The organism is Candidatus Poribacteria bacterium (assembly GCA_021295755.1).
Taxonomy (GTDB): Bacteria; Poribacteria; WGA-4E; order WGA-4E; family PCPOR2b; genus PCPOR2b.
Genome location: JAGWBT010000095.1, coordinates 1 through 25116, shown reverse-complemented (window position 1 = coordinate 25116; position 25116 = coordinate 1). Strand labels below are relative to the sequence as shown.

General features: G+C 49.3%; 22 protein-coding genes and 1 pseudogene. 10 read left to right on the top strand and 13 right to left on the bottom strand.

All coding sequences use genetic code 11. From position 1 onward, the window contains the following. Positions 1-447, top strand: a 447-nt coding sequence (locus tag J4G02_14315; GenBank protein MCE2395748.1) for a cation transporter, incomplete at its 5' end; no start/stop codon positions are given. A gap of 174 nt (positions 448-621) precedes the next feature. Here the strand turns inward: J4G02_14315 and J4G02_14310 are convergent. The 4 genes from J4G02_14310 to J4G02_14295 form a co-directional block, all read right to left on the bottom strand. Further along, on the bottom strand, positions 622-1608 hold the full coding sequence (locus J4G02_14310) for a hypothetical protein (GenBank protein ID MCE2395747.1): 987 nt from the start codon (positions 1606-1608) through the stop codon (positions 622-624). A gap of 17 nt (positions 1609-1625) precedes the next feature. Next, on the bottom strand, positions 1626-2369 hold the full coding sequence (locus J4G02_14305; protein ID MCE2395746.1) for a phytanoyl-CoA dioxygenase family protein: 744 nt from the start codon (positions 2367-2369) through the stop codon (positions 1626-1628). A gap of 81 nt (positions 2370-2450) precedes the next feature. Further along, complete coding sequence (locus J4G02_14300) at positions 2451-3278, bottom strand: aldo/keto reductase (protein ID MCE2395745.1); 828 nt, start codon at positions 3276-3278, stop codon at positions 2451-2453. 161 nt (positions 3279-3439) lie between these two features. After that, positions 3440-4939, bottom strand: coding sequence for an O-antigen ligase family protein (locus tag J4G02_14295; GenBank protein ID MCE2395744.1), 1500 nt, complete (start codon positions 4937-4939; stop codon positions 3440-3442). Between the two features lie 190 nt (positions 4940-5129). Here J4G02_14295 and J4G02_14290 point away from each other — a divergent pair, with 190 nt between their 5' ends. From J4G02_14290 to J4G02_14270, 5 genes are read left to right on the top strand one after another with little or no spacing between them, the layout of a single operon-like run. Continuing rightward, positions 5130-5750 carry an ankyrin repeat domain-containing protein gene (locus J4G02_14290; protein MCE2395743.1) on the top strand — a complete coding sequence of 207 codons (621 nt, stop codon included), beginning with the start codon at positions 5130-5132 and terminating at the stop codon, positions 5748-5750. Positions 5751-5782: 32 nt separating this feature from the next. Next, entirely contained in the window at positions 5783-6802 is a 1020-nt protein-coding gene (locus J4G02_14285; protein MCE2395742.1) for a hypothetical protein, read from the top strand. Positions 6803-6843: 41 nt separating this feature from the next. Next, entirely contained in the window at positions 6844-7353 is a 510-nt protein-coding gene (locus tag J4G02_14280) for a hypothetical protein (protein ID MCE2395741.1), read from the top strand. A 23-nt stretch (positions 7354-7376) separates the two neighbouring features. Next, positions 7377-8204 carry an SDR family oxidoreductase gene (locus J4G02_14275; GenBank protein MCE2395740.1) on the top strand — a complete coding sequence of 276 codons (828 nt, stop codon included), beginning with the start codon at positions 7377-7379 and terminating at the stop codon, positions 8202-8204. A gap of 18 nt (positions 8205-8222) precedes the next feature. Continuing rightward, positions 8223-9980: a CocE/NonD family hydrolase gene (locus J4G02_14270; protein MCE2395739.1), complete on the top strand. Its 1758-nt coding sequence runs from the start codon at positions 8223-8225 to the stop codon at positions 9978-9980. An 83-nt stretch (positions 9981-10063) separates the two neighbouring features. Here J4G02_14270 and J4G02_14265 read toward each other — a convergent pair whose 3' ends face one another. The 9 genes and pseudogenes from J4G02_14265 to J4G02_14225 form a co-directional block, all read right to left on the bottom strand. Beyond that, complete coding sequence (locus J4G02_14265; protein ID MCE2395738.1) at positions 10064-11215, bottom strand: chromosomal replication initiator protein DnaA; 1152 nt, start codon at positions 11213-11215, stop codon at positions 10064-10066. 315 nt (positions 11216-11530) lie between these two features. Beyond that, positions 11531-12296, bottom strand: a pseudogene (locus J4G02_14260) (transposase). A gap of 289 nt (positions 12297-12585) precedes the next feature. After that, positions 12586-13482 carry a GTPase Era gene (era, locus tag J4G02_14255; protein ID MCE2395737.1) on the bottom strand — a complete coding sequence of 299 codons (897 nt, stop codon included), beginning with the start codon at positions 13480-13482 and terminating at the stop codon, positions 12586-12588. Between the two features lie 111 nt (positions 13483-13593). Further along, positions 13594-15054: a proteasome accessory factor PafA2 family protein gene (locus J4G02_14250; protein ID MCE2395736.1), complete on the bottom strand. Its 1461-nt coding sequence runs from the start codon at positions 15052-15054 to the stop codon at positions 13594-13596. A 42-nt stretch (positions 15055-15096) separates the two neighbouring features. Beyond that, the gene (locus tag J4G02_14245; GenBank protein MCE2395735.1) at positions 15097-15855 is read right to left on the bottom strand and encodes a hypothetical protein; all 759 of its coding nucleotides are present in this window, start codon (positions 15853-15855) and stop codon (positions 15097-15099) included. Beyond that, a complete protein-coding gene (locus J4G02_14240) occupies positions 15852-16661 on the bottom strand; it encodes a proteasome subunit alpha (GenBank protein ID MCE2395734.1) in 810 nt (269 codons plus the stop codon). Before J4G02_14240 ends, J4G02_14245 begins: the two co-directional genes overlap by 4 nt. Before the next feature lie 3 nt (positions 16662-16664). Next, complete coding sequence (locus tag J4G02_14235; GenBank protein ID MCE2395733.1) at positions 16665-16862, bottom strand: ubiquitin-like protein UBact; 198 nt, start codon at positions 16860-16862, stop codon at positions 16665-16667. 33 nt (positions 16863-16895) lie between these two features. Further along, the gene (locus tag J4G02_14230) at positions 16896-18416 is read right to left on the bottom strand and encodes a proteasome accessory factor PafA2 (GenBank protein ID MCE2395732.1); all 1521 of its coding nucleotides are present in this window, start codon (positions 18414-18416) and stop codon (positions 16896-16898) included. 12 nt (positions 18417-18428) lie between these two features. Continuing rightward, positions 18429-20144 carry an AAA family ATPase gene (locus tag J4G02_14225; protein MCE2395731.1) on the bottom strand — a complete coding sequence of 572 codons (1716 nt, stop codon included), beginning with the start codon at positions 20142-20144 and terminating at the stop codon, positions 18429-18431. Positions 20145-20776: 632 nt separating this feature from the next. Between J4G02_14225 and radC the strand changes: the two genes are divergently transcribed. The 4 genes from radC (at position 20777) to J4G02_14205 (ending at position 24942) form a co-directional block, all read left to right on the top strand. After that, positions 20777-21490 carry a DNA repair protein RadC gene (gene radC, locus J4G02_14220; protein MCE2395730.1) on the top strand — a complete coding sequence of 238 codons (714 nt, stop codon included), beginning with the start codon at positions 20777-20779 and terminating at the stop codon, positions 21488-21490. Positions 21491-21538: 48 nt separating this feature from the next. Beyond that, positions 21539-22750, top strand: a complete 1212-nt coding sequence (locus J4G02_14215) for a DUF362 domain-containing protein (GenBank protein MCE2395729.1) — start codon at positions 21539-21541, stop codon at positions 22748-22750. A 300-nt stretch (positions 22751-23050) separates the two neighbouring features. Further along, positions 23051-24472, top strand: coding sequence for a sulfatase-like hydrolase/transferase (locus tag J4G02_14210; protein MCE2395728.1), 1422 nt, complete (start codon positions 23051-23053; stop codon positions 24470-24472). Positions 24473-24525: 53 nt separating this feature from the next. Then, positions 24526-24942 carry a hypothetical protein gene (locus J4G02_14205; GenBank protein ID MCE2395727.1) on the top strand — a complete coding sequence of 139 codons (417 nt, stop codon included), beginning with the start codon at positions 24526-24528 and terminating at the stop codon, positions 24940-24942. Positions 24943-25116 lie beyond the last annotated feature (174 nt).

The following is a 25116-nucleotide window of genomic DNA, read 5'->3' as shown; positions in this document are numbered from 1 at the left end:
CGAATCCGCCGTTTTCCAGATGTATCAAGGGATAGATTTGAAATCACCGCGTTACGTATTACGGGAAGTTGTTTTTGTCTGCTAACGGTGGGGCTTGTTATTACTGCGGTTCTCAATATTGTCCAAGGTCATCAACCAGAAACAACCTTCTGGGGGATTGTCATCGCAGTAACTTCAATTATTACCATGTGGATTCTAATCGTCTTAAAGATGAAGGTGGGCAGACAACTAGATTCCCAACCCATCATCGCTGATGCGAAATGCACGAAAGTCTGTCTTTATATGTCATTTGTCCTATTAGCATCAAGCTTCATCTACGAATTGACGCACGTAGGCTACTTAGATAGCATAGCTGCCTTGGGGATTGCCTATTTTTCAGCAAAGGAAGGAAAAGAGGCATTTGAAAAAGCACAGGGTAAAGCCTCGTGCTGTGATTGTGAAGAATAGGACTTACGCAGCGCGTTCATAAGTCCCCCTGACAAGGGGGATTTAGGGGGTTGGATAGGGGGTTAAAAATCAAGGTTCATATAAAAAGAGAGTGCAAAGCGCGAAGATAAACCGAGCTTTTTCTTGAAAACTCGGTTTCTGTTACACGACTGAAGTGCGTGGATCCTATCCAGATCAAGCCTCCTTGTCTGTCAGGAATCGACGGAACCATTCGACCATCCACTCAAAGTATTCAGGGAGAAAGCGATGATTGCCCTCCGGCTGATAGACCTTGAATCGCTCTGGATACCCCAATGATCCGTAGACCGGTTCCACAACCTGAATCAGATCGTCTACCCCCTTGCGGGGCATGTCCTCATCCTGAGTGGGGGCGACCATCATGAACGGACGCGGTGACATACACGCAGCAACAACCTCCGGATGGTCAAAGTAGCGGAGCATGTGGGGGATAAAGAAATAGGCGCTATGGCGTTCGATGTCTCCTTCGTGGATAACGCTCGCCATACGTCCGACACCGCCGCAGATTGGTGCACCCGCCCGAATCCACGGCGCGGCTGCCATCGCATACCACGTTGCATTCCCACCGAGCGACATACCCGTAATACCGATGCTATCGGGATCGACTCTTTCACTTGCTGCAAGGATACGCGCTGCCCTCAGCGTTTCTTCGATAAGGATTCCCATCTGTGGACGACCATAGGGCGTGAGGAGTTTGCCTTCGAGATTCCAGTGCTCTATGCTAGGGCGTCGGGTGACGCTCCCTTTGGGTGAAATCGCTAGTGTTGCAAAGCCACGTCGTGCCAGTTCACGTGCCCAACCAATCAACATACCGGGTGGGTCTTCCTCCAGATAAAATCGTTGATGTGCAATCTTCTGGGCGGAGCCACCTGTTCCGGGTATACAAACGACGCCGGGCAGTTTTTGACTCGACGCATTGAGCGGGACCATGATAATCCCCGGAACCGTTTCGCTGAGCGAGTTTGTGTATGTCAACCGCGTGGCGCGGATACCCTCCTCTGTTTGCGTTATCCCCTCTGTAAAATCAATTTCTTTAGGAATCTCGTCTAACCCCAGCAGCTCTAGTAGTTTTGAACGCACTGCGTCTTTGGAGACATCCACCGAGAACACTGGTCGGAGGTCCTTTGGAATAACATTAGACATTCACCCTCTCCGATCTCTTACTTCAATCGCAGAATCTCACGCTGTGCCTCTGACAGAGAATCCATGACATGGTCGCTAAAGACCAAGCTCTGACCGCCCCAATCGGGCATGTAGCCGATACTGTAGCAGTAATATAGGGTGCGGCGCGGCCGTTTCGAGGTGTTTACGAACGAACCGTGTGTCAAGGCTTCAGTAAAGATAATGGCGTCGCCTGCTTTTGCGGGGATGGGTGTCAACACCGGATTTTCGTGGGGATGATTGCCCCAGGGTCTGACAAAGTTGCTCTTGTGCGCCCCCGGAATGACGGCGAAGCAGCCGTCCTCAACATCGCAATCCAGCAACGGAAACACGGCTTTGGTCAACGTTGAAACCATTTGACCGTTGCGGCAATGGTACTGACATTTCGGGATGATAGGGGTGCCGTTCATGTGCAGCCCCGTATAACCACCACCCCACCGGTAGATTGTGTAGGTATGGTTGAGTCGGTATGGACCGCCGGTCACGCCTTCAACAACATCCAACACTTCGGGGAGATCGATCAACGGATTGAAAACGGGATCGGCTTCGAGGATATTGGAGATATAGAGTTCCTTTTCTGTCTTGGGTGTACCGAGACAGAGTGGCGGCGGATATTCCTCCGGCGGCATATCTTCCAAGGGATCTAACGCTTTGTTGCACGCTTTCACCACAGATTGAGGCACCACGTCTTTCAAGACAATGTAGCCTTGCAGGTCAAATAGATATTTTTGTTCTTCTGTCACTTGCTCCGTCTCCTTAGTTATGGGTTGTTACGTTCGGAAATGAATCTGAATTCGACAATTCTCTCATTCTTTGCTATAGTGCTAGGGCCACTGCGTTTCAAAGGCATCGTTTCCATCGCCGTATACCAGCTTACCGTACGCCTCCCAAAGTGGCAGGCTTTGTGACGGTTGCTCTGTACCTTTCAGGGCGGACAGGTTTTCCTCCAATTGTGCCGGTGTTGTTGGTGCGGTTAATGCGATGTGGATGGCGGGATGGTGCAGGACGTATTGATAGCAATCTGCAGCGGTTGGCACGGGACCGTCCCAATCTTGATGGCCCGTGAGTAACGATCCCCACCGTGTGCACGTAAATGCAACTACCGGGACTCCAGCGTTGAGCGCTGCGGGAAGCACCTGCTCTTCTGCGCCTCGATGTGCCATGTTATAGCGGTGCATAAGCACATCAAGCCGACCACTCTCAATGAGCTGTACTGCCATTGGGCGGTTATGTGTTGTGGCGCCGACGTAACGCAGGCGTCCTTCCGCTTTCCACCGGTGGAGTTCGTCAAACACACCCCCTGCGCCGAGCAGCGTTTCCATGTCATCACCGGGAGAGACATACTCTGCATAGAAGACATCCACTGCCTCTACTTCCAATTGATGACGCACCTGATCGAGGTAGGAATTCAACGTTTTGAGGTTACGGGATTCGCTCCCCGTTGCTACGACTATCGACTCTCGATTATCGCGTAGCACGGATTTCAATTCGTCGATGAGTATGGGATATGACTGATTATAGAAGAAGTAGTAATTGACACCTGCGTCGTACGCTGCGGTAACACAGCCTTCTTCCATATTTGGGTTTCCAGCTAGACCGAGCGGCTGCACCGGTTGATTCAATAGGGTTGTTATCTTGACATCTTTTTCCATAGGCAACTCCCGGCTTTTATTTTTGTAATAGCCTCATATCATAGGTCTTCATTATATACCTTTGAGTCGCTGTGTCAACCAAATTTTTGTATACATCATACTCTGAGGTGTGTTAATATAGCCGAAGTGGAAGTGACGCGAAAAATGACCCGTGCTTCGGGTTAAGAGACCTGTTCCGCTGAACTATTGTTGAGGTCCGAGACATAAAAGACCAACCCAATCAAAAACCAGAAGATCAGCAGTGGTCGTTGGTGAAGAATCTGATCTGCAAGCCCGTAGACAAGGGCAGAAATCAGGAAACCGCTACCCCCGATAAACAGACCTAAACTCCAGAAATCATCCTTTTTACGTAAGGCAAAAAGCCGACGGAAAATGAGAAAGAGTATCCCTAAAAACAGGATGAGCGATGGGATCCCCTGTTCAACAGCGATGTGTAGATAAATGTTATGGGCGTGATACGGTTTGTGATGGACTCCTGCCGGTGCATGCAGTTGGTATTCATGGCGAAACCTTCCTAGACCGATGCCGGTGATAGGATATTTCGTTATCAGCTGGGCAGACGTTTTCCACCATTGGGGCCGCTCGCTCATAAAGCCTGACGGGCGTTGGCGCATGACCTCAAAGCGATCCTTGACGGCTTGAGGCATTAAAAAGGGGGATAAGAGCGCGATGACTAGCAATACCCAGAGCAATTTCCGCTGAAAGTAGATTGCGATATAAAGCGTTGCAGCAAACACCCCAATCCATGCAGCCCGCGTGAGTGTGAGAGCGAGGTTAGTCCCCATTGCGCATAAGCAGATCCCTAAAACAGCGATGAATTTCCAGTTTGGGGGAGCACGCCCGCTCCGTTCCGATAGCCCGAAACTTGCAACAAAGTAGCCTATCGCCATCGGTAGGACAATTACGAGGTAAGCCCCCAAGTCGTTAGGCATCTTGAAGGTGCCGGCGAGTCGGGCTTCAATCATGTAAACTTTGAGTTGTCCCTCACTTTTCCTGACAGCGTACTTGCGATTCTGGTGCTTATCCACTATCAACCAGTCACCCTGTTTTTTTGACGGCAAAATAGTCGCATTTTGGGAGAGCTGTCTGCCGTTTTTCTCGTAAACTTGCCTCAAATCCTCCGAGACCTGAACCCCATCTTTACGGTGGGCTGCATCGCTGAAATGACTTTCTAACTTCGCTTCCACGTCGAACATATAAGCGGTTCCCATGTGTGTGTCGGTTGCGTAGTAATATAGACCAAGAACAGAGGAGATACCTCCGGCAAACACAAAGGCGATGATAACGTGACGCCAACGGTTACCCAACCGACTGTGAGTGACGGCATAAAACAGTAATACGGATCGAAGCAGTTTCCAAAAATACCCCAGACTGCTTGTCGCTGGGTGTGGTGCAAGGAGCGAAGCGATAAGCGCAAAAAGAAGAAAGAAGGAAATTGGGATGTCTAGCGGTGTTCTTTTCCATTCAAACCGGCGTTCGTGGCAGGTACGCCCTACCCACCCAAACAGTACGAGCAGTAGGCTTGCGTTCAATATTGCTGTTGCATAACCAAATGGAAGGATAAGCACGAAAAGAAGAAATCCAATATAGATAGCAAGATCAAAACAATCGCTTGGGCGGCGATAGCATTGGATTGCGGTTTGTCGAATTTTGTCGAACATGATGTGTGACGTTTCTGGAATGCGTGTAAAAACATAGGTTACAATGGGTTGTCCATAAATGTAACATATCAGGTGTCGAAAGAACGAATAAAAATGACACAAACGGCTAGAAAAGGACAGTTGGCATCTTTCACTGCCGTGTGCTTTGTTAAGTTTGTTGTTGGTTTTTATTTAATGAGGAGAGGCAATCATGAATGAGACACAAGCCCTCAAAGATGCACTATTTGAGACAGCTAAGAGTGGAAATCTCGATCAGGTTCGGCAGCTTGTCGAAAGTGGTGCCGATGTCAATGCGGTGGATGGGCATCACATCACGCCGTTCTTGTGGGCCTACTTCGATGGTCACATAGAGGTTGTGAAATACCTATTAAGCAAAGGTGGGAACGTCAATCATGATGACTTTAGTGAGGGGACACTTTTAACGCTTGCTGCCTTCACCGGAGATGTTGCGTTCATTCCCTATCTACTTGACGCAGGGGCAGAGATTGATCACGCTATGCCGCGCGGCGGTGAGACAGCGTTGCATCATGCGGCGGATAACGATCAAACAGATGCTGTTAGGTTGCTCATCCAACACGGTGCCGATGTCAATCATCGAACTAAACACGACGGTCCCTCTGAACTAAATTTCGGAACGTTTTGGGGAGAGACTCCGCTGCATGTCGCTGCGGTACGGGGCGATCAAGAGATGATTGAGGCTCTACTTGCTGGGGGAGCGGACAAAACGATAAGAACCGCCAAAGGAGAAACACCTCTTGATCAGGCAGAACGACACCAGAGACCGGAGGAGATTCTCCAACTGCTTCGATAGGATTTTTGTGATTTGCCAGCTAGGGGTGCGTTGTGAAAGGATTTAGGTTACTGTTTCTACTTATTGTTGTTGGTTTGCTAGCTTCTACCGTAGGAGCGCAGCAAGACGAAATGATAATTCCCCGGTTGTCGTTTCACTTTGGCGTAAGCCAGAATCCGCCGGGCGATCGTATGCTGCCTCGTGTTTCTCGGCACATTATCTTTAGTTTGGATGACACCAAAATTATCTGCAAAATGGTAGATGGGAATGTAGTGGAGTGGGATTTAGAAATCCGCAAAGAAAAATATATTACTACCACCGAAGACCTATTTTCCTATTCACCGGCTCAAAATCTGCTCCTCGTCAGGAAAAAGAACGATGATGTTACACTTATCCCTCTATACACCAATCAGGAAATAGTTCTGACCAGCGGTACGTTTGAACACGGAAGTTTGTCCGCAAACGGGAAATTTGTCGCGCTATCGCGTGGGGATAAGGAGATAGAAATTTGGGATGCAGATCGGAAGCGGCTGCTAAAACGTCTGAGGACGGTTGAGCCGGTGCGGAACGGTTTAGCCATTTCCGACGATGGACAGTACCTTGCAGCAGCGGAAGGCACGTACCGGGATGGAGAAGGACATCGCACGAATATTGAGGTGTGGGACATCAAGCAAGATACCCCGGCGGATCTGATTGATACAGGTATCATCTTGGGCGTTTGGAACCTGCATTTTTCTCCTGACGCTTCAATGTTGGCTGTCGATAGTCAAATAGAGGCGCAGGCTGGGATTCGTGTGTGGGAGAGAAGTACAAGAGAACAGCTATGTCTTATAGACAACTTGGAAGCGTATTGGGCGCGGGCGCTCACGTTTGTGTTAGATGGAAAATACATTGCGCTGGGTGATGAGTCAGGAGTGCTAATACTTTCTAATATCAAGGAAGATAGAGAGGTGTTTGCACTGAGAGCCGATACCGGGATTGAGTCTCTTGCGTTTTCTCATGATGGGAGATATATGGCGGTTGGGCTTTTCGATTCGACAGTTCAAATCTGGGAGCTCAAATCTGATCTCTAGTGTTTTCTCGGAACTTTCATGAGCTTGGGGGTAAATTTGTTATGGATCCAAAAGGCGATACATCATATACCGATGCGAAAGGTCGCACCCGTTGGCACTGCAATGACGAAATCGCGAAAAAACTCCAACAACTCCACGACATCTTGGTTATAGGCGGTTATGAAGAATCTCATGCTACACGATATACAAGGTTAGCTTACACTATTTCCCGCCACCCGGAATCGGTCGAGGAACTGCATCGGGAAGGACGTTTGTCGACAATCTCCGGCGTCGGTGAAACGATTGCCGAGATTATCGGTGAATTTATCGAGACGGGCACATGCGTGAAGTTGGAGGAATTTGCTGAGCACACCCCGAAAACTGTGCTGGAGTTGACAGCACTTCCCGGAGTCGGTATCAAGACTGCAAAGGCGTTGTACGATGAGCTTGGTATTAATAGCCTTGCCTCTCTTGATGAAGCACTTAATGAAGGTAGGCTCGAGGGGTTCAAACTCATGACAAAAAAGACGCAGGAGAGGGTTCGACAGCACATCAGCGGGAATCTCAAATAACGGCGACAGAGGAGACAGGAAAGATGCAAGGACAGGATCAATCGTCTCAACCAACGCGAGAATCTTCTCGCCGACTCACCGGCAAGATAGCAGCCATCACCGGGGCAAGTCAGGGGATCGGCAGGGAGACTGTCTTGCGATTGACGCGGGAGGGAGCATCGCTCTTTGCTAGCGACATCAAGGAAGATTTGCTAGAGAAGCTGGAGAGTGATGTCAAAGCGACCGGTGCTACCATCGCCACAGGAATCTTCGATGCCGCCAAAGCGGCGGACGCTCCACTGTTCATTCAGGCTGTTGTTGAGCGATATGGACGCATTGATATCATGGTCAACAACGCAGGAGGCATACGGACGCAGCCGTTTCCAGATGTCACGGAAGAAACGTGGGACTGGACGCTCAATCTGAACCTAAAGGGCCCATATTTTTACATGCAGGAAGCGGCAAAACCGATGATAGCGCAGAAAAGCGGCACGATTATCAATATTGCCTCGGTCGCTGGGATTGCTGGGGGAATGACCTACTCGCCACCTTATGCGGCGAGCAAGGCAGCAATCATTAACCTCACCAAGGTGGCTGCCGCTAACCTCGCGGAGCACGGAGTTACGGTCAATGCTGTTGCCCCTGGTATTGTAGAAACCGCTTTTAACTGGACACTCGATGACCTGATAGGGGTTCAGCAGATGGGTCTGTCCCCCGGCGAGTTTATGGAGCGTCGTCGTGATTCTATTCCACTCGGTCGGCTGCAGCAGCCGCAGGACATTGCCAACGTTGTGGCTTTTCTGGCGGGTCCAGACGCTTCTGAGATGACGGGTGAGACGGTTGTCGTTTCCGGTGGACTGGTAACGCGGTGATTATTCAAAGGAGAAACCATGATCAAAGAATCAGCATTATCAAAACCTCAGTATCAGACGATTCATGAAAAGAATCAAGGAATTGTCATGCGGGACGGCACGATTCTTCGTGCTAATATCACCCGTCCCAATGTTGAGGGCAAATTTCCTGTACTGATAGAGCGCACACCGTATAACAAGGAGGGTGGATCTGAAAATGGGGTGGGGTCTCCCGATTTCTTCTCACAGAGGGGGTATGCTGTCATTATCCAAGATGTGCGCGGCAGGTTCGCATCGGACGGTGACTTTTACCCATTTCGGGACGATGGCGCAGGGATAAACCGCGATGGGTATGACACCGTTGAGTGGGCGGCGGCGCAACCGTGGTCTGACGGCAATGTCGGGACGATTGGTGGTTCCTACTCTGGAGCCACCCAGTACAGAAACGCACTCAGTCGTCCGCCCCACCTACGGGCGATGTTTGTCCGTGAGTCTTCCGCGGACTACTATCAGGAGTGGGTGTACCGAAGTGGTGCGTTTGAATTGGCGTTCAACATGGCTTGGGCGCATGGGGTGACGTTGACCAATCTCGCACATCTCGCGGAGGGGGGAGAATTTAATCGGCAGAAGGGTAGACTCGAAAGAGTTCAGGAAGAGATGGATAGCTGGTATGCACGCCTTCCGATATATCCGTGCCCGTTCTTTGAGGGTTTGAGCGATTGGTTCAACGAGTGGCTTCAACACCCAACGGACGATGGGTACTGGGACGTCTTCAACATGGACAAATTTCACGATCAGATAGAAACGCCCATGTACCACCTAGGGGGCTGGTTTGACATCTTTCTGGCGGGGACATTCAAACACTACATGGGCATCAAGCAACGTGGTCGTACGGAGAAAGCGCGCCAGAGCCAAAAACTGATTGTTGGACCTTGGGTGCACGGTCCTGGGGCGATCAACACCCAATCTGCCGGCGAATTCGATTTTGGCGCTGATGCGGCTAGGGATTTTAACGAATTGCGTCTCCCTTGGTTCGATTACTGGCTCAAGGGTATTGACACAGGGATTATGGATGTACCGCCGGTACGCATTTTCGTGATGGGTCGTAATGAGTGGCGTGATGAAGCCGATTGGCCCCTGCCCGACACGCAGTATACAAACTATTATTTTTACGGTGGACAGAGCGGCTCCATCCAATCATTGAACGATGGAACGTTATCGCCAACGCCCCCTGAAGGGAGCGAAAATCCGGATAGTTTTGTGTACGATCCGGTCCAGCCCGTTCCCACTCGAGGCGGCAACACATTAAATGTACCCGGTGGTGTTTATGACCAGCACGAGGTTGAGGAATTGTGTCTTACCTTTGCGACCGAGCCGCTAACGGAGGAACTTGAGGTCACGGGTCCTGTGAAAGCAGTGATATATGGGCTATCATCCGCGCCGGATACCGATTGGGTTGTGCGACTCACCGATGTACACCCGGACGGTTACTCGCGACTGCTGTGTGACGGGATCCTCCGGGCACGATATAGGGATTCTTTCGCGCAGCCTGAGTTGTTGGAGGTCGGTAAGGTATACAGATATGAGATTGATTTGTGGGCGACGAGCAACGTTTTCCTGCCGGGACATCGGGTTCGTGTTTCGGTCACAAGTAGCTGTTTTCCTCGGTTTGACCGCAATCTCAACACCGGTGGGCCCATTCATAACGAGGCTGCCGGGCAGATCGCTATCAATACGGTCATGCACGATGAAATGAGACCTTCTCATATTGTGCTACCTGTGATTAAACGGAAGTGAGAGGGATTTTGGTGGTGTTGGCGTCAGAGCGTGGGAATTGTCTTTTGTCTGGGCAGGTGTCTAGCGATAAATAGGTTAATTGCTCAGTCCTCACGTAGGTGTTGAGGACGTGTTAATTCGGCGGTCAATGCTTCAATGGACTGGCTCAGTACCAGATCTTCTTTGAGTAATGTTTCGATTCGTTGACAACTTCGCACGACTGTTGCTCGACTTTGTCCAAACCCTTGATTGATCTCTTTCAACGAGAGAGAAGTCAGTTGACGGGTAAGATACATTCCGACTTGTCGAGGGAGTACAAACCGTCTTCCCCGCTTTCGAGAACATAGATCTGATAAGGTGAGGTGGAAGTACCGTGCAACGGTTTCCTGGATATGTTCCAGCGTGATCGTATCGGGTGGTGGTCGATCTGGGGTTTTGCTCTCTAGCACATGATGAACTGCCTGAAGGGTCAGCGGTGACCCCAAACGCACCTCTGCCATTAATCGGTTGAGCGCGCCTTCAAGCTGACGAATGTGTTCCGTCAGGTGTTTTGCCAAATAACGGAGCACTTTCAAAGGTACGGGTCTAGATTCCCGTTCTTTTAATTTTTGCTTCAGAATTGAAACTCGCAAATCAAACTCCGGCACACAAATTTCAACAGTGTGCCCCTGTCTGGGGCTATTGGGCGAGTCCCAAAACTCCTTCAAAAATTGTGGCAAGTGATCACAGGTGCATACAAGCCGTTGGCCTCGTTCATTTAAGCAGTTAAGTAGATGGAAAAACTCTTCCTGAATTTTTTGTTCTGGCGATAAAAATTGAATGTCGTCAATTAGCAACAGATCTACATGCTTATACTGTTGCCGCAATGCGGCAGCTTTCTGAGGGGTGGCAATAGACCGCAGCCATTCGCTCATAAATCTCTCTGCCGAAGAGCAGTACACTGTGCGATTCAGATGCCCCTGACGGAATTGGTTCCCGATTGCGTGTAACAGATGGGTTTTACCGAGTCCAACACCTCCATGTATAACTAACACCCCCTCCATCTCTCCGGCCCCATTCATCATGCTTTTCGCTGCATCAAACGCCTCTTGGTTACTTTGCCCAACGACGAACCGATCAAAAGTTAGTGTCGGATTCAGTCCTGTGCTGGCAGGTAAACGCTGCGCTGAAGTTGATATACCAGTTGGTAATTCGGATGGATATGATACTAATGGCTGGGTAGAGCGATCATCGCTGTCGCCGTTCGAGTGGTTCATTGCTATTGTCCTACGATTGGAGGTTGAATATTTCTGCTGTTACTAAATCCACATCTAAATGTTACGAAGGTGCCTAGGTAGGGGGCAACCGAAATCGCTCGTTCTTTGTAATCTGTAACATTATAATTGAGGGCTTGTATGGGGTCCTGTCGTCCTCTGTCGCAATAAGGACGAGGCGACAATCTGGATAGGAGTATAGTCTACCAAAAAAACAAGGTGATATCAAGCCTTTTTTTCAATTTTTATTGACATACTCCCAAACCTAAAGGATTGGGATTCTCATCCTTTAGGTTTCGAATTGCTCTATCAACAAAGTTAGCCCGACGAATCGGGTCTTACAACTTCTCCTGAGAGGGTGGATGCCCCCACCCTATGGATATTGACCGCCGCATTGCGGTCTCTATCCAACTCTGTGTGGCAGCTTGGACACTGCCATGTTCTATCACGAAGGTTTAGCTCTGGGTTGATTGCGCCACAGACATGGCAGGTCTTACTCGAAGGATACCACTTGTCTACACGTGCCCGATTCTTTGACCTTGGTACCTTTCGGGAATGGTTGCGATTTACACGTTTGATAGTCGTAGTCATTGAAGTCAGACCCGGTGAGATACCTCTTTAGTCCAAAGTCAAACCCCGCGTTATTACCCGTCGTGGGTGACTCTAAATCGACAGCTAGGTGGTCTGTCAGAATGATTAGCCATACGTCTCCTATGCTGTCACGCTTAATCGTGCAGCGTTTCGGGGTTCCTAAGACTTCCCGACTTTTGAAATATCGGTAGATCCGTTTGCCGATACGGATATAGTTGTTTTGCAGCAGTTTCCAACCCGCTTGCTTGAGGGTGTAGGACTTGTATAGTTTACGTCTCTTGAAACGGGGACGACCGGAACGCTTGCCGCTTTTGCGGTCAAGTTTAGAGTACGCTTTATCAAGTCGGTCTATTACGTCTTGCAACGATTGACTCGGCAACTGATTCCAATGGGCAAAGCAGGGCAGCCGCTTCAACTTGGTTAAGTGTCGCGTCAGTGCTTTCTTACCCGGATATGTCCCGTACATAGCATAGTATCGGCAATACAACGCTATAAAGTGATTCCATATCTCAGCGTGTCCATCTATCGTTTTGTGCAAGACACGGTTGCCGTGATTGCTATACATTTTGAACTTGTAGGTCTTCATGGGATTGTCTTTCTGTTTTTAATGTAGGGGACACCGCCAAGCGACGGTGCAGCATTCCCCTACGAAAGACAAAAGAGTTATAACATCTTTAGCCTACAAAATCAATACAAAAACGGCTGAAGCGAAACTTATATCCCAAAGATAAATCATTGGGCTTTACGGGCTAAAGCCCAACTCTGTAACATTTTTTGTTTTTTTAGACATACCCCATATCCCTCAACTTTCGTTCATCGCGTCGCCAATCTGCTTTGACCGATACGCGCAAATCTAGAAATACGGTTGTCTCCAAAAACTGTTCAATCTCTGCACGGGCGAGTTGCCCAATCCTTTTGATTGTTTTACCACCTTTCCCAACTAGGATCCCTTTTTGCGATTGTCGCTCAACATAAAGCATCGCACTGATATAGATTTTTCCGTTTGGACGTTCTTTGAACTCTTCTACCACGACGCTGGAGGCGTAGGGGATCTCCTGATTCGTTCTGAGGAAAATCTTCTCCCGTATGGTTTCCGAGATGAAGAAGCGTTCCGGCAAGTCACTGAGTTGGTCGGGAGGGAAGTAGGAAGGACCTTTGGGAAGGTGTTTGACAATTGACTCGTGAAGTTGAGATACGCCGTTGTCCGTTGTTGCTGAGATAGGGATGATTTCGAGGAAGGGGAACTTTTCCTGATAGCTGGCAATAATTGGTAAAAGTGTGGAGCTGGGAATCAGATCGATTTTGTTAATTACGAGTATGACTTGCTGCGCTGCCTTTTTAAGTTCATCAAGGATTTTTTCTTCAATGCCGGAGTTTAGTCGGTTCACATCAATCATATAAAGCACAAGGTCTGCGTCTCTGATTGCGGTATATGCGGCTTTGACCATCTGGTCGTGCAAGCGATATTTGGGGGTAAGGACTCCGGGCGTATCTAGGAAGATGATTTGATGTGAATCGGTTGTGAGAATCCCAGTGATCCGGTTACGTGTCGTTTGTGGCTTTGGTGTGACAATTGCGAGTTTCTCCCCCATCAGCCCATTCAGCAGGGTTGATTTGCCGACGTTTGGCTCGCCGATGATGCTAACGTATCCAGATTTGAATGACTTTTGTGCTTGCATTTTAGGGTTCCGTCACTGATTTGATTGCATAAAAAAAGCGATGTTTTTGACATCGCTATTTGGCTGATTTCAGTTTCTTTTTTATCCTGAAGTTTCTTGTGTTTCCTCGTTTCACTCTCGTCTTAACCGGATGCGCGTCTGCCGTGAAGCTGGACGTGGCTGTTGACTGAGCCGCTTCAATAGGTCTTCAACCTCTGCATCGTATGTCTCGAAGGGATCTTTCATCTCAAAAGGTTCTTCGTGCGAAAAATAGATTTGGTTCCAATCAATGATGCAGGGCAAACGGTGTTGGGACAGATAACGCATTACATAGGAGCGGGCTTTTGCTCTTGTATTTTCGGGGGCATTCCGGATCGCTGCCTCAATCTGCTCATCCGTCGTGACTCGTTTCACATGTCCTTCGCGCTCAAGTTCGTAAAACAATCCCTTATCTTGATTGAGGTGGTGATACTCAAGGTCGAGACTCTCGATCCACGGGTCGGTCCAATCCAGTCCCTCCTCTTCCATAAAAGCCTCAAGCAGCCATTTCTTCGTTACCCAATCGACGCGATCGATTAAACGTTCCGGATCCGCCTCCAAGTCATCCAAAACCGATTCCCATTCGGTCAATACCCAATCTGTATCGTTATCTTTGCCTTTCAGGACTTTTTGTGCGAGATCGAGATATTCGCGTTGCAGGTCTATCGCTGAGATGGTGCCGCCGGATTCCAGTTCGACAATCCACTGGAAGGTCTGATCGCGCGAGATTTCTTTAATGGCGTGTACTGGGTTGACTAAACTCATATCACGGGGGCGATGTCCTTCCTCAAGAAGATCAAGTATCAGAGAGGTTGTTCCAACCTTCAAAGCCGCTGCAAATTCGGACATATTTGAATCGCCCACGAGCAGGTGGAGGCGTCGATATTTGGTGTAGTCGCCGAGGGGTTCATCGCGTGTGTTGATAATTGCCCGACTGAACTGTATCCACTCGTAAATTTCTGTGACAATGTGATCCGCGCGTTGAGAGATTTGGTAGCCGACAAAATCGTCACGGCGATGGTGGGAATCCCCGAATTCGAGGATCTCTTCGTGTCCGCCGACGCGACCGGCACCCGCATAAATCTGGCGTGTAACAAAGAACGGCAGCAGCGTGGGAATAACGACCTTGTAGAAGGGAACGTCGCGCCGGAGTTGATAGTTTTCATGGCAGCCGAAAGTCGCGCCTGTGAAATGATCAATGTTGTTTTTGAAGAAGGAGATATCATCTTTCAATCCAACATCGTCGAGGATCGTGATGATTAGCTGCTCGATGGCTCTGTCGTAAGCGATCAGATCAAAGAGGCTAATACACTCCGGCGTCGCATACTCAAGATGCCCCATATCGATGTAGAGCCGCCCACCGTTGAACAGAAAACCGCCGTTGCCGGGCGGTTCTCCCCAATCTCGGTAGTGCATATCCGACATACCGAGTTTCAACTCGTGAAAGATATAATCCCTCACAAGCGCGGCGGTCCCTTCCGAAGAGCCTAGGGAGCCATCCGAGTCAGCCATACATCCAAATTCAGTTTCGATACCAAAAATACGTCTGCTCACTGTTCGGCCTCAAGGACAAGCTGGGGTTTGTCCGTACTCATATCAGAGCCAGTCTGCGATTGCTGCATCAATCTCATCCGAGGTCAGAAGACGGAACTTATTATTGCTTCGGCGCGAAGTTTCCAATACCGCCCCTTCGATTTCTCCTGCCTGCAATTCATCTCGAAGGACTTCGTGCAGCCGCTCTTTGTCCGTCGTCAATTCCGAACCTTCGTTTGCCTCCTCATCCGAATCGGTCTCTGTTTGTTGCACTCCCAACTCCCAACCGACCACCCAAGTTTCTAGGGCTAACTGTAACGCAGCGGTAAGCGAAGACTCAGATACTTCAGCAGCGGATAGGTAATTCTGCATCGCCGTTTCGGCTTCGTGGGTGCCACCGATAACTTCTCTGTCTTGATTTGATTGCACTGTACCATCGTAATTCAGGGCGATAAATCCATCCCCTTCACCGCGTGCACCAAGTTCTGCCAACAGCATTTTAATGATGTAGGCGGAGCCAAAGATGGCTTCAAAGGATTGTTTGATAGTGGGTCCAAGCACGAAATTTGTCAGACGATGGAGGGTAACGTCGTCAACTGAACTCTGAAAACCTTGTACGGATGCGGTATCAGTTGCCATCATGCGCAGCCGTTCAATATCGGCGCTATGCCCTATAGCTGAGAGTGCAATCCGGTCATGCACCTCAAAGATTTTCCGTTGTCCGCGTCCGATGGTCACAAGTAACAGCCCGTCATCATATCTTAGCCCGACGACGGGACTTCCGCCGGTTATTAACGGCTTCAAGCCACCGATAAGGTTCATCTAGCATAAGTTGTTTCTACAGATTCAGCATAAATCTCTTGGAGTCTTTCGACAGAGAGATCTTGAATTCCGTCCTTTGTGATCGTTTTTACGGTTGGATAGATATTTGATTTCGGGTTATAGCCGCTCGTTGCTGAGTCATATTCTGCTGCTGCATCGAGTAGGCGCAAAACAGTAACAGTAGCCTCTTGTTCATCCATGTCGGCAAGTGGTTTATCGCCCCAACGGTTCTGATACAACAAAATTCCGCGGATCCACACAGAGCCGGATCCGGATGTCGCGAAATCGGCACTCTCGAAATGTGCACCAAGCGCGTCGTAAAAGAAGATTTTGCCACCGTTTTCATCGTCGCTTTGCAAATCATAGATGGCGTAGATTGGTATTACACCCCCAATGCCTTGCAGCGTCATGGGCAAATTTTCACGGATTAGGCGGGAGAGCGTGCGCAGCTTGCCTTCGAGGCTTAACTCTTGGAGTTGACTTCGGCGGAAATATTGGAACGAATGTTCGAGAACTCGCGCCATTTCATAAGCCATTGCGGGTGATCCTGCGATCGCAAGGACGGAGAGTTCGTCGATCTGCAGCAGCTTTTCTGCGCGATCGTACATGACAACGTTGCCCGCCGTTGCCCGCCGGTCTCCGCCGATGAGGACCCCCTCCTTATAGCGCACAGCAAGGACGGTGGTGCCTTCTGTTTCTTGAATCGGAGGCGAGGCCCCATTTGCGGATGTTGCGGGCAGATCCAGTTGAATCTGGCAATCGTGCACCTTCAAGAGGTCGAGGAAATCCCCCTTGTGATTTGTCATGGATTATTCACCTGTTCGTTGGCGGTAACGCCGGGATTGGTCTTTATCGACGCGCCGCATCCGCCGAACCAAATTTCTCGTGTCCGGCCTGGTGACATCCGGACGCTTGGGCCCATCATCGTCCTCGCCATCGCCCGGACCTACGGGTTTCACCGGTCTTTGAATCCGATCGCGTAGATGGATCAAATGCTGTGCTGTCATGGTAATAACCTCCTGTAAGAAAAATTAAGGGTTTCAGTTACTGAGTTTTAAGTTTTCAACTAACGCTTCGACCGACTGCGCCTGATCGAGGATGCGATTGTATTTTTCTGCCATCTCTGCATCCGCGAGCTGGTTCATGCTCACTGAGACGGTTTTTTTGCCCTTTGTATTAAATGTGACGTTATCCCATTGGATCGATTTTATTTGCGGGCGGAATTTGTCCAACGATTTGCCTCGAAAATATGCACGGGTATCAGCGGGTGGATTGTGGATCGCGACTTCAATTTGCCGATCAGTAACGAGACGTCGCATCAATCCACTTGTTTCAAGTTCATAGTATAACCCCTCTTCTTGATCAATGTTGTGATACTCAAGGTCGAGGCTCTGTAACCACGGGTCATCCCACGAGAGTCTCTCTTCGTCAATGAACGTTTCCAGCAGCCATTTCTTGGCGACCCAATCCAATCGATCAGTGAGTTCCATTGGATCTTTTTCAAGCTTATCGAGAGTAGATTCCCATTCGGTGAGGACCCAATCGGTATCACCACTTTGTGGGTTGAGGTGCTTTTGAGCTAACGCGAGGTATTCGCGCTGCAGATCGATTGCGGAGATGCTCTTACCGTTGGCTAATTTAAACCGCCATTGATAGGTCTGGTCACGGGAGATTTCTTTAATCGCGTGAAGCGGATCCTGCAAGGTAAACCAACCGGGGACGCGCTTCTGTTCAATGAGATCGATAACGAGTGCGGTTGTGCCGATCTTGAGTGCCGTTGCATACTCTGACATATTGGCATCACCGACGATACCGTGTAGTCTTCGGTATTTTGCTGGATCAGCGTGGGGTTCATCGCGTGTATTCACAATTGGACGGTTGTGCATTGTATCAACGCTGACTTCGACATGAAAAAAATCGGACCGTTGTGCTATTTGGAAAAAGCCTGCGGAGGTCAATCCTGATTCGGTTTCGATTCCTACCTTGCCTGTCCCTGCAAAAATCTGTCGTGTCACAAAAAATGGCATAATACTCGCTTTGAGGTCATCAAAGGGAATAGCCCGTTCCATTAGGTAATTGTCGTGGCAGCCGTAACTGTGTCCATGAAAGTCGGTGTTGTTTTTGTATAACAGGACACGTTTTCCCAATTTTTCGCTTCGCCTGATTGCACACTGCTGCAGTATCCGCTCTCCTGCTTTATCGTGGGCGACCAATTGAAAAAGGCTGCGACATTCTGGCGTGGAGTATTCGGGATGGGCATGGTCGTTGTATAAACGGGCACCATTGGTCAAAATCAGATCGCTTTTGATTTCGACGAAGGACAGGTTTCGCTGACGATCGGCTGCCTGATGTTCCCGCTCGTCGGGGTGCTCCTGCAAAGTTTTTGCACGGAAGCCACGCTCGTCTTGGAATGGATCCTCGCCGCTATAATCCCACATTGGTCGAAAATCATCCTGCCGGTAGCTCTTAATCAATTCGACAGATTGGCTGACGGGATCAACGTGTTCCTCTGATTCTAGCGTGATTCCGTATTCAGTTTCGATTCCAAAAAGTCTTTGCATAAACGCTTCATCCTAAATCACACTGCTTGCGGCTTTTCTACGAGTTGATTTCTCCGGACGGATTGGGGTCACTTTGACAACGTTTTCTGGATCGTAATCGAGCAGCTTAAGCCAATCCTCGACGCTGTCTGTCGGAGGGAAGATGTCGTTCTCGCGATATTCTGCCAATGCGCCTTCCAACAGGTCTTCAACCCGAAGTCCCACCGCCTCCTCAGTGCCTTCTATCGCACGTTTGATTGCGGACTCTTTTGCGCGTTGAACAATGGAATCGACAATAGCACCGCTACATAGATCGCCACGGTACATAACATCGCGGCGACCACTTCGCAGGGTAACCTCTAAAAACTTGTTATTTTCATCTCGCTGGAACAGTTCATCGCAGACCTGATCAATGAGGTGAGAAACTGCTGCTTCTGTATCGCCGTTGTGTGCATCAAGAAGTCCTGGATGGAGTGGTAAATCTGGTGTGAGATAAATACGGAAAATCGCCCTTGATGCTTCTTTATCGGGACGGGTGACTTTAATCTTCCGATCAATTCGCCCGGGGCGTAAAATCGCAGGATCAATGAGATCCGGGCGGTTCGTTGCGAGGATAATTACGACGTCTTGCAAGGATTCAATTCCGTCCATCTCGGCGCAGAACATTGGGACAACGGTGTTAGAAATATTATGGGAACGGAATGAACGGCGCGTTCCTAAGATCGATTCTGCCTCATCGATGAATACGAAAGGCAGATAACCTTCTTTACTCTTTTCACGCGCTATCTGGAAGATTTCACGGACTTTACGCTCCGACTCGCCAAGCCACATATTCAAGATTTCGGGACCCTTGATGTGCAGGAAACTGCCTTCTACCTCGACTCCTTCCTCTGCGCTCAGTCGTTGCGTCAGGTTGTGCGCTGTTGCCTTTCCGATGAGTGTTTTCCCACAGCCCGGAGGACCGTGTAGGAGAAAGCCTTTCGGGGGCGCGTATTGGAACTTATCGAAGAGTTCCGGGTGTAAAATTGGTAGTTCGATGGTATCTTTGATGAGTTGAATGGTATCGTCCAGTCCACCTACTTTCGACCAAGGAAGGTCTGGCACGGCTTCGAGATAGTAATCCTGTGCTTCTTGTACTTCTAGGCGTTCTAGTGCTACTTTGGAGTTCGGGTCCATGCGAATTTCGTCACCGACTTTGAGCTTTGCATTGGCTAAATCGGTGGAGCGTTGTAAAATAATTGATTGTAATCCGGCGGGCTCACCGCCAACGCGCAACCGTCCATCGGGCATCAAATCAACGATTTTTGCAATCGATCCAGAGGTGTTGTACCCTAGCTCACCGACAATGACATAAGCATCATTAAGGAGCACGCTAAAACCGATCTTCAGCGCTGCGGCATCCAATTGTGGGTCAATATTCGCATAGTATTCAGATCCGCCAATAATAACATGGGCAACCTCCTTTTTTGGAAGCCCCAGCAGCGTTCCAATTCGATTCGCCGGAGAAGTCAACTTTTCGATTGTTTCCTGCATTTCAACGATGGCTTCTCGCGCCTCTTGGAAGGTCATTTCATCTTCCACAATCGCCCGCCGAAGTTGAAACAGTAGTGGTCGCCGACGATCATTCTCGTGGGTTGCATAAATGAGCCGATCGACTAGCATCAAGGAACGAGGGGTGCCCACCTGATCATCATCGTCCTCAATTTCTTCTTCGAGGTCGTCAAATAGCCGGAAATCGTCTTCTGGTATCGTTTCGGGTCGCTTTCTATCGTTCTGGTCTCAGTCGTATTGGATGGTATTTCAGAATTAATTTCTTTTGCCGTAGGAGAAGCGCGGGAAAATTTCCCTAAAAGAACGTTCCCAATATTTGGAGTATTCGGTTGCTAACATTTTCTTGAATTGACAGGCTTCGTGAGATTGTAACGGTCGCTGGAAAGAGAGTCGTGTCGGACCGGCTAGCGCTTGGTCACCCAAGACAAATCGAGAAATGGCCGAGACATGAGAAAGTGTTAGCTGGCAAAAGTATGAGTCTATCAAATGGTTCATCGTATAAGTACATTTGTATTCTATCACATCAGTAGGCAAACATCAACACAAAAAGCAGAAAATCCTCATGAGAGTATGGCTTAGACATAGGAAATTTCTAACAAAAAAGCTGAATCAACTGCGCATAATTATTGCCTTCCTCTTCTTATTTTGGTATAATCTGCCTTACGGGTCGTTACTAATTCAAACCTACTGCAGAGACACAGAGTGCAGAGAGAAAAACGATAAAAAGTCTTTTCTTTGCGTTCTTCGCGTTAAATGAACTAATAACCACTTATTGTGTTTTTGATCTAATAAGGATGGGATTCTACAGAAGATCGCTATTAAAGGACGTGATGATGGAAACGACGGAATACCGGCTTCGGCTAAAAGACCTGCCCGAAGATGAACGACCGCTCGAAAGACTTTACAAGTACGGTCCGCAGGCACTTAAAACATCAGAACTAATCGCAATTATTATTCGTACCGGAACGGGCACTGCAACAGTCGTTCAGGTCGCAGAGCAGCTGCTTCAGAAGTACGATGGCAACTTGAAGCGATTGGCAGATAATAGTGAGATACAGATTGCAGAAGGTATCAAAGGGATGGGCACGGTGAAGGTGGGTCAAATCAGAGCAGCTTTTGAGTTGGGACGACGGATGGCGGCTTTTCTTGAAGAGAAACCCCAGATTAGTTCCCCCAGCGATGTTGTGCATGTTGCACGAATGGCGATGCCCTCAATGCGAGATCTACGAAAGGAGGAGCTCCACGTCTTTTGCCTTGACACGAAGAACTATGTGACCAAGCAGCGCCGTATCTTCGAGGGTGGCTTAAATGCAAGCATCGTTCACTCTCGTGAAGTTTTTCGGTTTGCAATAGAAGAGGCAGCAGCATCGATTATCCTTGTGCATAATCATCCATCCGGCGATCCCGCACCAAGCCCGGAAGATATTAATGCGACACGGCAGTTGGTCGAAGCGGGAAAGTTGCTTGATATCCGGGTGACAGATCATGTTATTATCGGGGACGGGTGTTATATCAGCATGAAGGAAGAAGGGATAATTTCGTAACTCTGTATTTCAACGTCTACGATTTACAATCAAATAGGAGATTTCAATATGTCCGAAGATAAAGCGTACAAAGTTCGTGCGATTCACTGTAGTCACAAAGCCTCGCAGGAGGAGATTTACGAAAGGCTTAAGGCAATCACTGCTCCCCTGACGCGTTCATGGGAGAAGATCGAGAAAGCCCGCAAAATCGGTATCAAGGTGAACATGCAGATGCGTACGGATAATATCCGTCGCATTGGAGGACGACGGCAGGAGTTGGTTGACGACGATGTTCTCCGTGCTTCGCTCCGTTTGCTGCGAGAGCGCACTGACGCACATATCTTCGTGCTTGATACCAGCATGGTGCCAGTGGGGCAGCGTCCCGGCGACGATTTTAATATGCGCCCAATCTTCGAGGAGTTCGATATTCCTTATGTTGAAGCCGGTGATCCGCCCTTTACGCAGTACAAGGTGCCCGGTGGTGGTACGATGTTCTCTGAATATCAGCTTTCCGCCTCGATTGGCGAAGCGGATGCTTTTATCTCGATCGCTAAGATGAAAAATCACGCCTTTATGGGCATAACGCTGTGTCTGAAAAACCTTTTTGGTTTGCCTCCCATACAGCCCCACGGTCGGGTGAGAACCTACTTTCATCACGTTATCCGGCTGTCATACGTCCTGCCGGACCTCGGTCTGATTACTCAACCTTGTCTCAACATCATTGATGGCTTGACGGGGCAAGCGAGACGGGAGTGGGGCGGAGATGGGCGTATCTGTGATGCGTTGATTGCCGGTGACCATGTGATTGCTACGGATGCTTGCGGCAGTTACCTTATGGGTACTGACCCGCGCCTCGATTGGCCCAATCCGCCTTTCCGCCGTGATCGAAGCCCGATTGCTGTGGCTGCGGAACACGGCTTTGGGACAGTGAATCTGGAGGAGATCGACTTTGACATGGGAGAGCTGCAGCCTCCGCTTGCTGAGTTTGACTCAGAGAAGATGGACCCCAGTGAAAAAATCGCAAGCCTGCGTCAAACCGCGTGCCAGCAGGCGTTGTTTTATCGAGATAACCAAGAAAAGTTAGTAGATCGTCACGCTGGTTCATTTATCTATCTGCAAGATGGGGACGTTGTCTGGAGCGGTCCGCACCCGGATCAAGCGGGTGCTGTCCATCAACTCAGCGGTGAGCGTCCGGATCAGGCTGTGTGGCTCAAGCTGGTGGATCCAGAGGAGACAGAGGGTGAACGGATGCGCGTGTATGAGCGGATTTTGGCGGCGTAAGCGCGCTTGACACCTAGTGCTATAAACATGTCGCCCCGCTGGGGCTTTGATGTGCTTGTTTGTTCTGTGTGCTATAAACATGCCGCCCCTCTGGGGTTTTGGTTGTTTGTTGATCTCTGTGTGCTATAACATGTCGCCCCGCCCCGATATATCAGGATTCAAAGCAACTGGGGCTAAATGAAGCGATGCCCCTTTTGCTGCTTTCACGCACCAGATATTCTATCCTGAAAATGCTTCAATGGTGGAAATCCTGATTCAGATAATAATTATGAGCACCCCTCAGATTACATAAGGAGCGGTATGTCTCAGCAAAAACCCCATGTCCTGCTACTGATCAACGACGAACATCGTCCTGACGTTTTGCCGGTTGAAGGCGACGGGCAGGTTCGCACCCCTACGTTGGATCGATTTATCAACGAGGGGACTTACTTTCGCAATGCGTATACGCCTTCGCCGATCTGTGTGCCGGCGCGGCAGAGTTTTATCTCTGGACTCTATCCACGTAACTGTGGTAGCCTCAACTTTGGCGATCCGATGCCGACCGAAGTCCGAACCATTCCGGGGCATCTCGGTAACTACGGCTACTACTCGTGCGCCGCGGGGAAGATGCACTTTGTCGGCAAAGATGTTATGCACGGTTGGCGGGAACGAGTTGGTCGTGATATTGTGGGTGATAACGGCTACCCTTATCCAGTTGTTGATGATGAACATTCCGCCCAATTTCAGCGAGAGCCGGGCACCGGTTCTAAACAGAACAAAGTTATCCAAGAGATTCGTGACGCCCAGCCCGGGATGGGATACTGGATGCTCCACGACCAGTACGCTGTAGATGGTGCGTTGCTGTTCCTTGAGGAGTATTTCGTGGACGCCTCATACGATCGGTACACGCCGAATCCGCTGTGCATGGCGATGAGCCTTTGGTGTCCGCACTACCCGTATCAGTGTCCACTCGACCTGTTTACCTACTACATGCAGCGTGTCGAGCCGATTATTGAGGAGCCGAACGATAAGTTTGAGTGTAACGATTTTTTCAAGGTTCGGTTTGGTGAGGATGTGACCCATCGCCAAGCGCACCGTGCCACTGCTGCTTACTACGGCATGATCGACTGGATGGATCAGCAATTTGGTCGCGTTATTGAAAAACTGGAACATCTTAATGTTCTCGACGATTTCATCATCGTTTTCCTGTCGGATCACGGCGAGATGCTCGGCACGAAAGGGTTGTGGGAAAAACAGAGTTTTTTTGAGGCGTCGGCGCGTGTGCCGTTTTCCATCTGGTATCCAAAACGGTTTGGGCGTGAACCGCAGGTCATCGAACAAAATGTGTCGTTGGTAGATCTGTTTCCGACGCTATGCGATCTGGTTGATATCCCAGCACCGGAGGAACTTGACGGACGCTCGCTTGTGCCACTCGTCGAAGGATCCGCCGATGGCTGGCAGAATACAGTCTATAGCGAACTTTGGCGCGTCCATAATGGTCCGTCCGTGATGGTCAAGCAGGATAGTTTGAAGTATTTCCGTTTCGATAATGGTGCTGGTTGGCCCGAGCAGTTATTCGATTTGTCGAACGATCCCGATGAATGCAACAACCTGATTGACAGTCCTGCCTATGCGGAAGCACTTGCGGGGTTGCGCGGTAAAGTGGATGCCTTGCCTCCACCACGGCGCAAGGATGCGGACAATCGTTTTATTGACCCGTATCGGCCGATGGGTGGAGATTGACCTGATTACATTCTTTGTATATTAGGTTTAATCGGATGGGAGAAGGATAACGCGTGAACAGACGAAGTTCCACCCTACAGATGCTCGGTTTTACTATCGTGCTACTTTTCGCTGTGGTACTGCTGTTGACGGGTCTCGGTGTGTTCGGTGTTCCTGACGCGAATGACTTCCGGGATTGGGATAGCTACTATGAAAAACGCGATGCACTTGATGCGGAATGGGATAGATTGTTCTGGGAGTCTCGCAAACTGCATCAGGAGATTGAGCCGTTTATATCCCGTGATTTTGATGACCCTAACAGTTTTATTGAGACACCAGAGGGAAGAGCAGCCATGAAGGTGCTAGCAGACAAACTGAAGGCACAACTCTCCAAATCCAAGGCTTTGCAGAGAAAAGCCAATAAATTGGATCGACAATATCCCCCTGAACTCGTCTCCAAATACGCAGGCTACCCCAGATATGATCGTTGATGACCGTTGGATATAGATGTGCAATGATGGGTTTCGCTTGGTAAGTCTTTGATTTACTCCCGCTCACTCCGAATTGTGCTATTACTTATGTGGATCTTAGAATTAATGAGACATTCCAAACGGGTGCGGTTGGAAACCGCCCCTACCGGGGGGCGAAAGTGTCTATTTATTTTT

Coding starts and splice junctions, on each gene's coding strand:
- J4G02_14310 (MCE2395747.1), bottom strand. CDS start 1,608: ATGTCTAATGTTATTCCAAAGGACCTCCGACCAGTGTTCTCGGTGGAT.
- J4G02_14265 (MCE2395738.1), bottom strand. CDS start 11,215: ATGAACCACTCGAACGGCGACAGCGATGATCGCTCTACCCAGCCATTA.
- radC (MCE2395730.1), top strand. CDS start 20,777: ATGATGGAAACGACGGAATACCGGCTTCGGCTAAAAGACCTGCCCGAA.
- J4G02_14300 (MCE2395745.1), bottom strand. CDS start 3,278: ATGGAAAAAGATGTCAAGATAACAACCCTATTGAATCAACCGGTGCAG.
- J4G02_14235 (MCE2395733.1), bottom strand. CDS start 16,862: ATGACAGCACAGCATTTGATCCATCTACGCGATCGGATTCAAAGACCG.
- J4G02_14295 (MCE2395744.1), bottom strand. CDS start 4,939: ATGTTCGACAAAATTCGACAAACCGCAATCCAATGCTATCGCCGCCCA.
- J4G02_14215 (MCE2395729.1), top strand. CDS start 21,539: ATGTCCGAAGATAAAGCGTACAAAGTTCGTGCGATTCACTGTAGTCAC.
- J4G02_14280 (MCE2395741.1), top strand. CDS start 6,844: ATGGATCCAAAAGGCGATACATCATATACCGATGCGAAAGGTCGCACC.
- era (MCE2395737.1), bottom strand. CDS start 13,482: ATGCAAGCACAAAAGTCATTCAAATCTGGATACGTTAGCATCATCGGC.
- J4G02_14230 (MCE2395732.1), bottom strand. CDS start 18,416: ATGCAAAGACTTTTTGGAATCGAAACTGAATACGGAATCACGCTAGAA.
- J4G02_14245 (MCE2395735.1), bottom strand. CDS start 15,855: ATGAACCTTATCGGTGGCTTGAAGCCGTTAATAACCGGCGGAAGTCCC.
- J4G02_14240 (MCE2395734.1), bottom strand. CDS start 16,661: ATGACAAATCACAAGGGGGATTTCCTCGACCTCTTGAAGGTGCACGAT.
- J4G02_14275 (MCE2395740.1), top strand. CDS start 7,377: ATGCAAGGACAGGATCAATCGTCTCAACCAACGCGAGAATCTTCTCGC.
- J4G02_14210 (MCE2395728.1), top strand. CDS start 23,051: ATGTCTCAGCAAAAACCCCATGTCCTGCTACTGATCAACGACGAACAT.
- J4G02_14270 (MCE2395739.1), top strand. CDS start 8,223: ATGATCAAAGAATCAGCATTATCAAAACCTCAGTATCAGACGATTCAT.
- J4G02_14290 (MCE2395743.1), top strand. CDS start 5,130: ATGAATGAGACACAAGCCCTCAAAGATGCACTATTTGAGACAGCTAAG.